This is a genomic window from Croceitalea sp. P059 (genome assembly GCF_031846365.1).
GTDB classification, from domain to species: Bacteria; Bacteroidota; Bacteroidia; order Flavobacteriales; family Flavobacteriaceae; genus Croceitalea; species Croceitalea vernalis.
In genome coordinates this window covers 283,004-296,321 of record NZ_JAVRHW010000002.1, presented here as the reverse complement: position 1 = coordinate 296,321, position 13,318 = coordinate 283,004, and the positions used below count along the sequence as shown (strand labels likewise).

Genomic DNA, 13,318 nt, shown 5'->3' with positions numbered 1-13,318 from the left:
TATAATAATCACTGATTAATAGAATTGCTTTTTAAAAGTAAGCTATTCTTGCAAGTAAAACTCCAAGTGTTATTTTATGATCTTTAAAGTTTCTTAATTTTCTTTAAGAACCCCTTGGTATTTTATAGTCAGTCTTTGCGAACTATTAATGTTGACTGCCACATTATTGTTGGGGAATAAGACAGCATTTATATTAAATACTTCTGTTTCATTAGCAATGCTAAACTCTATAACATAGGCGTTTCTCTTTGGAATATAAGTCATATTCATATTTTCAGCCTTTCCATCAAAATTTATTCCGACATTATTTGAGTTGTAAGCCCCACCTATTTGACGTTCTCCATAATACGGTAACTCAGCTGAAACAGAATCTCCATTTATTTCTAAAAAGCTCGAAGTTCCATATAAATCAATTCGGTTAATACTGCTACCGGGTGGTAACATACCTGCATTTGCAATAGAATTTAAACTTTGAGTTGCCAATGGCGATGCCCATTTCGCGTCAATATATATAGATTTACTTTCTACTCTTTTATGCATTAAAGCAATTTCTTCGTCAGTATAATTGGTTTTTTTAGCAGTACTACAAGCAGCGAAAGAAATCACAATTCCCAATAAAATTAAGTTACTCCAGGTCTTTTTCATAATAATAATTTTAGTTTGAAGGCAAATTAATTTTTCTCACGAACCATAAAAAATTAAAATGAGTAAACAGTTTGTTTTGATGAGTGAAAATTAATTTTTGACTATTACCATCTAAATAGCATATCTAATTTAAATATTATATTTAATCATTAACCCGACCAACACTTATGAAATTTAAAGTTAACTACGTTATAATAGTTTTACTCGCTTTTACCTCATTCTCAGGGCTTACTCAGGTCCAAATTCAAGATTCTATTACTAATAGACCAGAATTCAAAGCGATTCCATTATCGCAAGAACCTGTTATTGATGGTGAAGTTATCAATGATCCAATATGGAAAACAATACCGGCCATTGAAAATTTAGTACAACTCAGACCTAATTATGGTCAACCTGTATCAGAAAAAACGGTAATCAGAGTTGCCTACTCCGCTAGTTCTTTTTATGTTTCTGTTATTTGTTATGATAGTGATGCAAAAAACATCGTTGTTTCAGACTCAAGAAGAGATGCTGATTTAAATGATGAGGACAGTTTTCTTTTTATTATTGACACTTATAATGACAGACAAAACGGATTCTTATTCGGTACTAATGCACAAGGTATGGAATATGACGCCCAAATTGATAATGAAGGTCGAGGTAGCTTCAATGGGAATAGACAACAAGGTGGAGTAATTGGTGGTACCAATCTCAACTGGGATGCCACATGGAAAGTACGTTCTCAATTAGGAGATTATGGATGGAGTGCAGAGTTTGCAATACCTTTTCGTTCGCTACGATTTGCATCTGGAGAGAATAAAACATGGGGGCTCAATTTTAGAAGAAATATTAGTAAAAACACAGAAACGGCCTTTTGGACTTCGCTGCCGTTGGGTTTTGACATGAAGCGTTTATCACTAGCTGGAAAATTGACAGGGCTTAAACTTCAAAATCCAGGAAATTTAAAATTAATACCATATGCCCTAACACAGTTAGTATATAATAAAGCCGTTGACCCTAATGAAAATGACACAAATTTTGAGGTTGGTGCAGATATTAAATACAGTGTCACACCAAGTTTAACCTTAGATTTAACTTATAATACAGATTTTGCTCAGGTTGAAGTAGATGACCAACAGGTTAATTTAGATAGATTTAATCTTTTCTTTCCTGAGAAAAGAGCTTTTTTTCTTGAGAATGCAGGTCAATTTAGTGTTGGTAGCCCTGGGGAAGTTGACTTGTTTTTTAGTCGAAGAATTGGCTTGGGCAATGATGGCAGTATAGTTCCAATTATTGGTGGTGGTCGATTATCTGGTAAAGTTGGTTCTACCAATGTAGGCTTATTAAGTATGTTTACAGAAGGTATAGATGAAGTTGGTATTGAACAAAATAATTTTTCAGTAGCTAGGGTTAATCATGATTTTCAAGGCACAAGATCTTCTTTAGGGGGAATTTTCATCAATAGAGCTGGTTTAGGGGAAACTGATGATAATTTTAACCGGGTTTATGCGGTTGATGGTACTTGGGGAATAGGAAATAAAGCTGAGGTTAACGGGTTTGTTGCTAAAAGTTCAACACCTGGCATTGAAGAGAATGACCATGCGTTCAAGATTTTGGGAAACTACAATTGGAATGGTTGGGATTTAAGGGCAGGTTATACCGAGGTTGGTGAAGGGTTTAATCCTGAAGTCGGATTTTTACAACGCTCAGCTTTTCGTAAACCAGAGTTTTTAATTTTTAAAGCACATCGCTTTAAAGATGCTGGAAAACTACTTGAAATAAGACCCCACCTATCCTACCGCAGTTATTGGAATTTTGATGATGAACAAATCACAGGCTTTTTACATGTTGACAATCATTGGGAATTCAAGAGTGGGTTTGAAATACACACTGGAATTAATTTTACACAGGAAAGGGTCTTAGAAGAATTCAATATATCAAATGTAACTGTGCCCGTTGGTAATTATCGGAATCAAGAACTACAGTTTGTTTTAATTACCAACCCTAACAATGCGTTTTCTTTAAGTACGAGAACATTTATTGGAGGCTATTTCAATGGTAATCGAATTTCAAACAGCGGAACAGCAAATTATCGAATTGGTAATCGATTTAATACATCATTGGTATTTAGCCATAATGACATAAAACTTGAAACTGGAAACACCACGGCTTTTGTTAGTGGATTGCGATTAGCCTATTCTTTTACACCACGTATTTTCTTGCAGAGTCTGATACAAAGAAATAATGTATCCGAAATCACATCTGTTAATGCTCGTTTTGGGTGGTTACAAAATGCTAACACAGGTTTATTTGTTGTTTTTAATATTGTAAAAGATGATAATATATTTGATGCATTAAATAATCAGATTTTTACTGTGAAATACACACATCGTTTTGATGTTTTTAATTAATATAAGGAATCAACTATTGTTCGTTTCAGGACAATAAAAAATAAATTTTAACTTTAGGGTATATAGAAATTCTTTATAATATTAGTTATTATGATACGCCCCCTATTCATATTTTGGCTTTGTACTTTCACAACATTAAAGGCTTTTGCACAAATTGATAGCAATTCAGTTTTTTCATTACCTGCTGCAACGCAATCAGAAATTTTAGCTGTAACAGGAGCAAATAGCGGTGCATTGGCTTATGCAACGGATACTAACACTGTTTATGTTTTTGACGGAAGTACATGGATAAAAATGGAAGCAGCTACAAGTACTGTACAATTAGGTTCAATAGTTATTAGTGGCACGGGAGCAATAACGATTAGTGGATTGCCTTTTGAACCAACTAATGTAAGCTTTGTTGCTCATGCCAACGTCGAGACTACTACTCTGAATTCTGATAACGGCACAAGAAATAATGAATCAGGATTGCCTAATTCTTTTGGTACAACTAATGGCTTTGCTCGAAATGATGGCGGAAGTATTGTTCAACAAAGTATTTATATTGGAGGAAGCGGAAATTCAATAAATGATATTTCTAGATATGCATCAAGCTCGCATTGTATAGGTATTCGTTATGGAAATCAAAATGGTGATAACCTAGGCACAACAACGGCAAGTTTAACCGCATTTACTACAGATGGTTTTACGATAAATGTAGATTCTTTCTCTGATGGATTGGTGGTTTTGTACCATGCTTATAAGTAGTACTTTCAATAGCTATTTCATTCAATAAAACCAGGACCTTTAACAAAGCGACCAGGTGTTTCTCCTGTATGCTCTCCGTCTTTCAATACCTGCTTCCCATTTACAAAAACATGGTGGACACCTTCAGCATATTGATGGGGCTCAGTAAAAGTTGCCCTATCATTAACCCTTTTTGGGTCAAAAACTACAATGTCGGCATAGTAACCAGCATGTAATCTGCCCCTTCTTTTTAATTTTAGATTTTTAGCTGGTAATGAAGTAAGTTTTCGAATACCTTCTTCTAACGAAATCACACCTTCATCTCTTGAGAATTTACCTAATACCCTTATAAAGGAACCATAAGACCTAGGGTGTGTGCTTTGTTTGATAAAAACACCTTCGTTGGTATAAGAACCTGCATCAGAACAATAACTTACCCAGGGCAGTGCCATTTTCTTTTTTATATTCTCTTCAGACATAGAAAAATAAACCACCTGAATACGACTGCCATCTTGGATTATGAGATCAACCAACGTTTCTGAAGGGTTTTTTCCCCACTCTTGAGCAACCTCAGTAAGGTATTTTCCTCCATATTTTCTTAAAGTTTCCGATCTAAAACCAACGAGCAAAATGGTTTCTGGTGAATTACGAAATACTAGTTCATTTATTGCTTTCTCACGATTTGCAGGGTCATCCAACCTTTCTAACATGGCAGCTATACCTCCATCTCTAACCCAATCAGGTAATTGAACGTGAAGTCCAGTAGAACTGGCATTATAGGTGTATATATCCGCCGTTATTGCCATGCCTAGATTACGGGCTGAGTCAATCTTTTTAATGGCAGCATCAAGTTTTCCCCAATTAGACTTTGAAGAGGCTTTTAAGTGATAAACTTCAGCGGGCAAATCAGCTTCTTTCGATATCTGTATTAATTCATCAATACTTTCTAATAACTCATCACCTTCATCACGAATATGAGAAATATACATCCCATTACTCTCACCAGCAACTTTCGCTAGTTCGATAAGTTCGCTGGTATTTGCATACATGCTTGGCGCATAGAGCAAAGAGCTTGATATACCTACTGCTCCTTCTTCCATCGCTTGCTTGGTCAATACTTTCATGGCGTCAATTTCAGCATCTGTAGCAGGACGATTTTCAAAACCAATAACATGTTGCCGTAAAGTACCATTGCCAACAAAAGAGGCTACATTGGTAGAAACCCCTTTATCTTCTAAATACTGCAAATATTCGCCAAGGCTAGTCCATGTCACATCATATTTAATATCCCCTTGGTTTTCTTGCATTGCTTTTTTCATTTCAGGATTGAGAGGCCCCATAGACCTGCCTTCTCCCAGCACCTCTAGAGTAACTCCTTGTCTTATATCACTTTGAGATCGCCCGTCTTCTAACAATGATACATTCGCCCAACTTAACATATTTATAAAACCAGGAGCAACAGCCAGGCCATTCAAGTCCTGTACATTTAAACCTTTAAGGGTATTAGCTTCAGCTATGATTGCAATGGAATCGCTAATTATTCCAATATCTCCGGTATATGAAGTTTCTCCAGTACCATCATAGATTTTACCATTTTTTAAAACCAAATCATATACTACAGGAGTTCGACAAGATGTAATGAGTACCAATAAAAGAAATATGAAACTATTTTTCATGAAAAAGTATTTGAGCCTTAAGATAATGAAAAGAACTCTTTCAGTAAACTTAAACCATTTAGCTCCCTTCAAACCACTTTTTAAAGTCACTAACTTTTTCTCTACTAACCACAATTTCTTTATGAATATTAGGAGCTAATGTGAGCTTCAATCTTCTATTTGAAAAAACCATAACATCGTTTATAGCTTTTAATGCAACTACAAATCCTCTGTTTACTCTATAAAATAACTTTGGGTCTACTAATTCGGCCAAAACTTCCAATTTGTATTCAATAATGTACTCTTTAGCTTGTTTTGTAAATAAAGATACGTCTCGACCTTCAGCCTGAAAAGCGATAATATCTTCAACAGGTATTGATTTTATGTGATTACCTATTTTAACCAAAAAACGATCTTTATAGCTTCGTTTGCCCAACGTGGTAAGTATTGGAGTGATTTGATTACTATGAGAAAATTGTTCTTTTAAAGCAGCCAACTTTTTTAAAGCACGTGATAAGTCAGTAAAAGTAATTGGCTTAAGCAAATAGTCAATACTATTTACTTTAAAAGCATCCACCGCAAATTCATCAAAAGCAGTTGTGAAAATAACAGGTTTGTTAATGGTGACTTGTGAAAAAATCTCAAAACTCAATCCATCACTGAGCTGAACATCCATAAAGAACAAATCAACCTGAGCTTTGTTCTCGACAATCCATGGTATTGCTGTTTCTAAGGAGTTTAGCTTTGACAAGACTTCAATATTGGTATCGTATTTTAAAAGATAACGCTCCAATTTTTCGGCAGCCAAAGGCTCATCTTCAATTATGGCTATTCTCATGGTATTTTAATTTTGGAAGGTCAACTACTTTGAGGTTATCCCAAATAGTCATAGTAATTTGTTGGTTGGTGTAGTAGCTATAAGCATTCACAATATCATGTATAGTTTCCATTGAAAAGGAGGAGTTTAATTTTTGCTCTGGAATAAACGAAATCCTTAAAGACTCCTCTTTTTCTTCTAAAGTAATATCTAGAGCGTGTTTTTCAGAGACAATAGTTGTTCTTATAATTATTTCTAATAATGTCAATAAAGTGCTTGGAATAATCCAGTTTTCTGAAGTTACCTTATTGGTGAAAACTATCTTTCTGAAGGGCAAGTTATTAAAAAGAAGCAGCAAAGAATTTAAAATATCCAATTCTTCCGAAAGCGGAACTAATTCTCTATTTTGTTTTGTAAGTATATAACGATACACGGTTGAAAAATAATCTGAAAATTGTTCTGCATCATCTGGGTTCTCTTTCATCAAAACTAACATTGCCTCTAGGCTTTCATATAAAAGTTCAGGGTTTATACCTTTTTTAAATTGAAGAAAATCTTCTTCAATTTCATTCTTTGCTGCAATCTCTTTCGTAATCTTTTCAGTATTAATTTTATATAGAAAATGATGACTTAGATATAAAATGACATAAACAATTGTAATAAATACAAAAATGATATTAAAAATATATAACTCCCTGATATTAGGCTCATATAGCAGTATGTACTTAAAGTATAAATACATAGCTATAGAAACTAAAATCATCGTCATGATTAATGAAGTAATCATTTGAATCATAATTTTTAAAAAGAAGGATTTTGGCTTTTTAACACGTTCAAAAAAGAGTAAGGAAAATCTAGAAAATTCATGAATCAAATATGCTAAACCGATACACACATAGAGTTCTTGTCCAAGAAAAGTTTCTTGTAATTGAAGTACATTGTTATTTATCAAGAGAATTAAAAGATAAACTAGTGTTCCGCTGAAAAGTGGACTCAACAGACGAAAAAGCGGATGATGTATAAACAGCTTCTTCATTTAATAATTGGAATTTTTACAGTAAAGTCTTTATCGTTGATGATTTTAACCGTTTTGTCAGTTATCAATTCATATCTAGAAATAATGTTTTTTAGGCCTACCTTAGTAGAACCTAGCTGAGTTTTTTTCTCCGTTTTAGTATTGTTAATAATCAAACTGTTTTCTTCTGAGTTCAGATTAATAACTAAGGGTCTATTTACATCAAATACATTGTGTTTTACTGCATTTTCTATCAATAATTGAATTGTTAATGGAGGAATCCTGCTGCTCAGGACAGCATCCTCAAAATTCATTTTGACTTCTACCCCATCTCCAAAACGGGTCTTAATTAAGAATAGATAAGCATTTACAAAATCTAATTCCTCTCTCAAGGATATTAAAGTAGTCTTATAATTACGTAGTGTATATTGATATGATTTTGCAAGTGCGCGTATAAATGTATCCGCCTTTTTCACATCCTTTTGAAAAAGTGCAGCTAATGCATTCATGCTATTGAACAAAAAATGAGGACTTAGTTGTGATTTTAAGGTTATTAACTGCAGTTCTGCTTGCTTTCTTTCCAATTTCAATTCCATTACCTGACCTCGTGCATAATTATCATAAGCATACAAGGCGAAATAGATAACATTATACAGTAATGAAGCACAAAACAACAAAATACCCAGTTTGATTAGTAAATCTGCATTTTGTGATTGAGTAATAACATATTCATAATACTTGGAGTAGAACAGAAAACTTGCCAAGACCAAAGAAAAGCTTAATACTGAACCCCAAATGATACCTAACAGAATACGAATACCTGGGACCTTTTTATAGGGAACAAATCGATTTAAAAAAGGATTGGAAAAGACAACAGCATACAAAATCAAAACACCTAAAAACCCGCTTAAATAGAACTCCTTACCGCTTTGCAAAGTGTTAAAATTAACAAAGCTGTAAATCAGAATACCGAGTGTAAATCCTATAAAGAGCAGGCTTAGATGCTTTCTCACGGTTGGTTGGTATAAGATGTTCTTAGAAAGCCACTGCATCCTACCAAATTAACAATAAAAGAATTTAATTGCTTAGCAGGAGGTAGTGAATGTTGTAAACTTAAATTATTGAATTGCTTTTAAAGCTCTGCCAAAATGAGATTCAGAGTCAATGTCCTTACAAGCTCTTGTATAAGCGTCTTTGACAATTGTACCTTCATTTCTTACTTCACTTGCAAAACGCAATAAGGTTTCTGTCTTGTGATAATCTGAATCAATGGAGGTTGTTGCTTCCAGAATCTGAACTAGTTCAGAGTTAGAGAAATTTTTTCTTGCCAACGTTTTAAATACTTCAGCTTTATGATGATCAGAATCAATGTCTTTTGTTGTAGAGAGATAAGCGTTTAAGCTACCTCCACTCAAACTTTGATTGTAGGCTATTTTTTTAAGAACATCGCTTTGATGATTGTCTGAAGACATATTATGTTCTACTACCCGGAGTAGATTTGATAAAGATTCACTATCCATCTCGTCATCAACCATAGATTTAAATACACTAGCGATATGATGATCCGAACTCATATTTTCAACAGATGCCAACAAAGTATTTGATACACTTTGAGAAATGCCATCGGTTTCTAGAGCTTTTCTTAGAACAGTAGCTTTATGATGGTCAGAGTCTATACCCTTGGCGGTAGTTATCAATAGTTTTAAATTGTTATTCGTTAAAGTTCTTTTGTTTAAAACTTCTTGCAAAACACTTGCTTTATGGTGGTCAGAGTCAATGTCGTCCGTTATAACAAATAATGCCTTCATTTGTGTATCAGAAATATCACCGTCTCGAATGGAACGTTTTAAAACATCAGCTTTATGATGGTCGGAATCAATACTACTAGTAGCTTGAATGTATGATGAAGTAGTTGATTCATAAGCTAGAAAAGCCTTTGTGTTATTTTTTAAAATATCAGCACGATGATGGTTGGAATCAATGTCGGCCACTTCATTTAAAACTGAGTTTAAGTCCTTTTCCTTTAAATCTTTCTCCAAAAGTAGTTTGATATATCTAGCTTTAACGTGATTACTGGTCATTTTACCCACCTCGTTTAAAACCTTATAAGACCCACCCATTTTATAAAGTCTGTCTACTCGTTTTTCTGCGCCCAAAGTTGTTGATCGCACAACTTCAAGTAGAATTTCTGAAAGCCACTTTTTCCCTTCTGAATCAAAGTCTTTCTGAGATGAACCTACATAGTACTTTTTTATCAATTGTCCTGAATTATCAGGCTCTATATAAACTCGGCGGCGGTTACCAAAAGCCGACTTTTTGATTTCCATATAGCCATCTCTAGAAATAGCAACAACATCTGTATCATCATCAGACAAAGTAATATCACCTTGATATTCAATTGAAAAATTGTTACCAAAACCATTTTTAATTGAAATGGTCGTTTTGCCGTTGCGGTTGATGTTAACTGAGGTACTTGTGCGCTGAGCACTAATCACATTGGGACTTATGACAAGAAGTAAAATGATGAGTTTTACTAAAAAAAGGGCGAGAATTTTTGATAATTGATTCATGATTGTTCGTTTTTTGATTGATGAATAAATAATAATTGTAATGATTGATGAAGCAAATATGTAACGAAGTATCGTTTTGCAAAAACTGAATGTAGTCAAATGGACTATCTATGTCATGAATTGTACAAAATCGCCTATGTTTTACGCTTTGTATACATATCACAAAATTAAAGTCTATTCAGAACCTAATTTTTGAAGTCTTATTTTAGTAAATTCTACTTCAGACCCCTCTGCCTGAATAGCTATTTGCCCTGATGATACCGTTGCGTCATAACCGTAATTAACCAAATCATTATTAATCCATACTTTAATAGTGTTATCAATACATTCCACAGTTAATAAATTCCATTCACCTAATGGTTTTTCTGAGGTATCAGTTAAGTTTTTGATGCGTCTTAATTTTCCTTCGGTAATTCCCCATTCCGTTTTTGGACCGCGACGTTCTTCCATATTATCGACATTTATGTCTTCGACAATACACCAAAAATCACCCGCATTTTCGTGCATTAACTGTACTTCAATGGATTTTGGAAACATTTTATATAATGCTCGAGGCTCAGAGGCATGTATTAAAATACCACAATTTCCGGGTTTACTTATAAAACGGTATTGCAAGGTCAATTTATAATTTTCATAAGAGGCATCTGAAATTAAATGCCCTTGTGGTTCACCCAAACTAACTAAATTACCGTTACGAATTATAAAAGGATTTATGGCTTCAGGAATTGAATCATGCATGGGTACATCAATATGCCATCCACTTAAGTTTTTACCATTAAATAATTCTTGTTCTTTTGAACTACCACAACTTGATAAAGCAATAGCAATTAAGAGGAGCAATATATATTTTTGATTTGGAATCATAGTTTTTTTAAAAGGAATGCTTTTTCTTCACTTCTTGAACAGACTAAACAAGGCTAATTTTTTCTTGGTATTTATAAAATAAACTCCTGTTAAAAGAATGGCTGCCGCCATAGCAGATTGCAGAGTGATTTCTTCATTTAAAAAATACCACCCTAACAATAGCGCAACAATTGGGTTTACATAGGTTGAGGTGGCCACCTTCTCTGGCGAAACTGATTTCAATAAAAAGTTAAATGAAGTAAATGCTATAATACTACCAAATATGATAAGGAGTATCATAACCGTCTGTACTTTTAAACTCCAATTTATTGGATTAGACCATTGTTCACCTAATATCAAACTCATAACTATTAAAAGAATCCCTCCAAAAAACATTTGGTAACCAGTATTCACAAAATAGTTTTTTGGCAAATCGGCTTTAGCAACGAACAAACTGCCATAACCCCAACTCAACATACAACCAAAAATCATGACCATGCCTAGAACGGCGTTTTCTTGATTTAATATTTCTTTTTGCCCAACTAATAAGTAGATACCAAGCATTCCTAAAGCAACACCAATCATAGACATTGGCTGTATCTTTTTTCCTTGTATGAGCCACATCATAAGTAAAATAACCAAAGGCTGTGCAGAAATTTGTAAGGCAGCAAACCCACTATCTATATATTTTAAAGCCCAAACTGCTAAACCATTACCTAAAGACAAAAAAAGGAATCCTACAAAAATGGAATTCAAAAATTGCTTTCTTGATATCGCAAGTGATTTTCCTAAGAGCTTAGCAATAACAAAAATTATTATACTTGCCATGAAAAATCGGACTCCTGCTAGCAAAAACGGAGGCAGTTCTGAAACCGCTATTTTATTTAATAGATACGTTGAGCCCCAAATCACGTAGATGGAGAAGAAAGCAAGAACTACAAGCGTAGGGTTTTGTTTTTCTTCCATAAGAATACTTCTCTATACATTTGACCTAAATCGTGTCTTAAAAATCATTAAACCATTTAAAGGCTTCCCACCCTATTATCACTCTTGCTCTTGCTCCTCTAACTTTTCAAGAAATGTTTTAAATCCGATAGCTACTCCATTTGTCCAGCCAAAACCATCTTGAGTTTCATATTCGCCACCGCCAGATAATAAGGTTAAATCTTCAACATTATATTTTTCCATCATTTTACCGGTGTCTTTATAAACTTTTTCATTTAAAGCCAACCAGCGGGTTATAATTTCTTTGGCTTCGTCTACATAGCCATATCCTAATAAGCCATTTACTGCAATCCATTGCAAAGGAGCCCAGCCATTAGGAGCATCCCATTGCTGTCCTGAATTATTTAAAGTTGTAACGAGTCCACCTTCTTTCAAGAATTGATTCATAATAACATCTTTAACCTTTTCAGCTTGATCTTTTGAAGCTATTCTAAAAAACAAAGGATATACTCCAGCTAAGGTAAGTTGATTGGTTCTCTCTGCTCTTTTGAAGTTAAAATCCATAAAAAAGCTCTTTTCTTCATCCCACATATATTCTTGAATCAGCCTTTGTCTTTGACCCGCCTTGGTATTAAAATATTGTGATGCTTTCATATCACCTTTCAATCTCGATCCAATTGCCAAAAGCCTTTCATGATGATACAAAAGACAATTTAAGTCAATAGGTAGTATTGATGTTGTACTCGTGCTTGAAAAATTATCAGATTCTAAAAACCAACGTGAACTAAAATCCCAACCTGATTCAGCTCCTGACCTTAAATCCTTATAGAGTCTTAGTTTCTCTTCTTGAGTTTCTAAATCACTTGCTAAGTGTGTATCTTCCTTATAAGCTTCTGGTCGCGGAGTATCGCCAGCATCCCAATATCTGTTTAAAAAATGACCTCCTATCATTTGCACCACATGCTGGCTTGCACCATAGGGTCTATCAATTGTATCATGTTTCATAAAAAAATCATACTCCTTACTTAATTCTGGTAAATAGTATAGAATCATATTCTGATCATCTTTTGCAAGAGCATTCACCATAACTGAATAAAACGGCGGTTGCGAACGCGTTCTATAGTAATCTCTTGTACCATTTGGTATATGCCCAATAGAATCAATAAGGAAGGTGAAGTTATCGACCATGCTTTTAGCTAAGTCTCTTCTGCCAGTTGCCAAAAGTCCTTCCATGGTAAAATAACTATCCCAATAATATATCTCTTGAAAACGACCACCAGGCACTACATATTTTTTGGGAAGAGGTATTCTTGAAGAGTTTGCAATTACAGAATCTGGTCCTCTTGTAAGTTTATCCCACATGCTATTAATATGTTCATACATCGTTTTTGTGGTGTCTGTTTTAAACTCAAGAGAAGCCATGGACTTGTCCATAAAATTTTCTGAAACAAATGCTTTTAAATCAAAACCATCTTTATCCTTTTCAAGTAAATAGCGTTCTTCTAAAATCGTATACGTTTCTTTAGGTACTAAATCAACAAAGGTTTTTGAGTCTTTATAAATTGAAGCGAGTTGTACATCATTAAAAAGTTGGGTTTCATAAACATTGATTACTTCTGTTTTTGAAGCATCAGTATTGCATGAAGCTATCAGTAAAAGTAAACTTAGAATTAGGGTATATCTGAAGTACATCATAAAAATTTTGGTATTTA

The 13,318-nt window shown here is 34.0% G+C and carries 11 protein-coding genes; 2 read left to right on the top strand and 9 right to left on the bottom strand.

Translation table 11 applies throughout. From position 1 onward, the window contains the following. Positions 1–93: 93 nt before the first annotated feature. A complete protein-coding gene (locus RM542_RS07695; RefSeq protein WP_311385156.1) occupies positions 94–645 on the bottom strand; it encodes a DUF4251 domain-containing protein in 552 nt (183 codons plus the stop codon). Between the two features lie 167 nt (positions 646–812). Between RM542_RS07695 and RM542_RS07690 the strand changes: the two genes are divergently transcribed. Both RM542_RS07690 and RM542_RS07685 read left to right on the top strand, forming a co-directional pair. Further along, positions 813–3,035: a DUF5916 domain-containing protein gene (locus tag RM542_RS07690; RefSeq protein ID WP_311385155.1), complete on the top strand. Its 2,223-nt coding sequence runs from the start codon at positions 813–815 to the stop codon at positions 3,033–3,035. A 90-nt stretch (positions 3,036–3,125) separates the two neighbouring features. Beyond that, positions 3,126–3,782 (top strand): hypothetical protein, encoded by a 657-nt coding sequence (locus RM542_RS07685; RefSeq protein WP_311385154.1) that lies wholly within the window; start codon positions 3,126–3,128, stop codon positions 3,780–3,782. A 17-nt stretch (positions 3,783–3,799) separates the two neighbouring features. Here the strand turns inward: RM542_RS07685 and RM542_RS07680 are convergent, their stop codons facing one another. From RM542_RS07680 to treF, 8 genes are all read right to left on the bottom strand, one after another. Further along, a complete protein-coding gene (locus tag RM542_RS07680; protein WP_311385153.1) occupies positions 3,800–5,437 on the bottom strand; it encodes a D-aminoacylase in 1,638 nt (545 codons plus the stop codon). 58 nt (positions 5,438–5,495) lie between these two features. Further along, positions 5,496–6,254, bottom strand: coding sequence for a LytTR family DNA-binding domain-containing protein (locus RM542_RS07675; RefSeq protein WP_311385152.1), 759 nt, complete (start codon positions 6,252–6,254; stop codon positions 5,496–5,498). After that, a complete protein-coding gene (locus RM542_RS07670) occupies positions 6,235–7,269 on the bottom strand; it encodes a histidine kinase (protein WP_311385151.1) in 1,035 nt (344 codons plus the stop codon). The genes RM542_RS07675 and RM542_RS07670 overlap by 20 nt, the downstream gene beginning before the upstream one ends. Beyond that, the gene (locus tag RM542_RS07665) at positions 7,266–8,300 is read right to left on the bottom strand and encodes a histidine kinase (RefSeq protein ID WP_311385150.1); all 1,035 of its coding nucleotides are present in this window, start codon (positions 8,298–8,300) and stop codon (positions 7,266–7,268) included. The genes RM542_RS07670 and RM542_RS07665 overlap by 4 nt, the downstream gene beginning before the upstream one ends. A gap of 66 nt (positions 8,301–8,366) precedes the next feature. Continuing rightward, positions 8,367–9,818, bottom strand: a complete 1,452-nt coding sequence (locus tag RM542_RS07660; RefSeq protein WP_311385149.1) for a hypothetical protein — start codon at positions 9,816–9,818, stop codon at positions 8,367–8,369. Between the two features lie 174 nt (positions 9,819–9,992). Beyond that, positions 9,993–10,682 carry a DUF1080 domain-containing protein gene (locus RM542_RS07655; RefSeq protein WP_311385148.1) on the bottom strand — a complete coding sequence of 230 codons (690 nt, stop codon included), beginning with the start codon at positions 10,680–10,682 and terminating at the stop codon, positions 9,993–9,995. A 27-nt stretch (positions 10,683–10,709) separates the two neighbouring features. Then, positions 10,710–11,627, bottom strand: coding sequence for an EamA family transporter (locus RM542_RS07650; protein WP_311385147.1), 918 nt, complete (start codon positions 11,625–11,627; stop codon positions 10,710–10,712). 78 nt (positions 11,628–11,705) lie between these two features. Beyond that, positions 11,706–13,301 (bottom strand): alpha,alpha-trehalase TreF, encoded by a 1,596-nt coding sequence (treF, locus tag RM542_RS07645; protein ID WP_311385146.1) that lies wholly within the window; start codon positions 13,299–13,301, stop codon positions 11,706–11,708. Positions 13,302–13,318 lie beyond the last annotated feature (17 nt).

Coding starts and splice junctions, on each gene's coding strand:
- RM542_RS07660 (WP_311385149.1), bottom strand. CDS start 9,818: ATGAATCAATTATCAAAAATTCTCGCCCTTTTTTTAGTAAAACTCATC.
- RM542_RS07675 (WP_311385152.1), bottom strand. CDS start 6,254: ATGAGAATAGCCATAATTGAAGATGAGCCTTTGGCTGCCGAAAAATTG.
- RM542_RS07695 (WP_311385156.1), bottom strand. CDS start 645: ATGAAAAAGACCTGGAGTAACTTAATTTTATTGGGAATTGTGATTTCT.
- RM542_RS07680 (WP_311385153.1), bottom strand. CDS start 5,437: ATGAAAAATAGTTTCATATTTCTTTTATTGGTACTCATTACATCTTGT.
- RM542_RS07670 (WP_311385151.1), bottom strand. CDS start 7,269: ATGAAGAAGCTGTTTATACATCATCCGCTTTTTCGTCTGTTGAGTCCA.
- RM542_RS07690 (WP_311385155.1), top strand. CDS start 813: ATGAAATTTAAAGTTAACTACGTTATAATAGTTTTACTCGCTTTTACC.
- treF (WP_311385146.1), bottom strand. CDS start 13,301: ATGATGTACTTCAGATATACCCTAATTCTAAGTTTACTTTTACTGATA.
- RM542_RS07650 (WP_311385147.1), bottom strand. CDS start 11,627: ATGGAAGAAAAACAAAACCCTACGCTTGTAGTTCTTGCTTTCTTCTCC.
- RM542_RS07665 (WP_311385150.1), bottom strand. CDS start 8,300: ATGCAGTGGCTTTCTAAGAACATCTTATACCAACCAACCGTGAGAAAG.
- RM542_RS07685 (WP_311385154.1), top strand. CDS start 3,126: ATGATACGCCCCCTATTCATATTTTGGCTTTGTACTTTCACAACATTA.
- RM542_RS07655 (WP_311385148.1), bottom strand. CDS start 10,682: ATGATTCCAAATCAAAAATATATATTGCTCCTCTTAATTGCTATTGCT.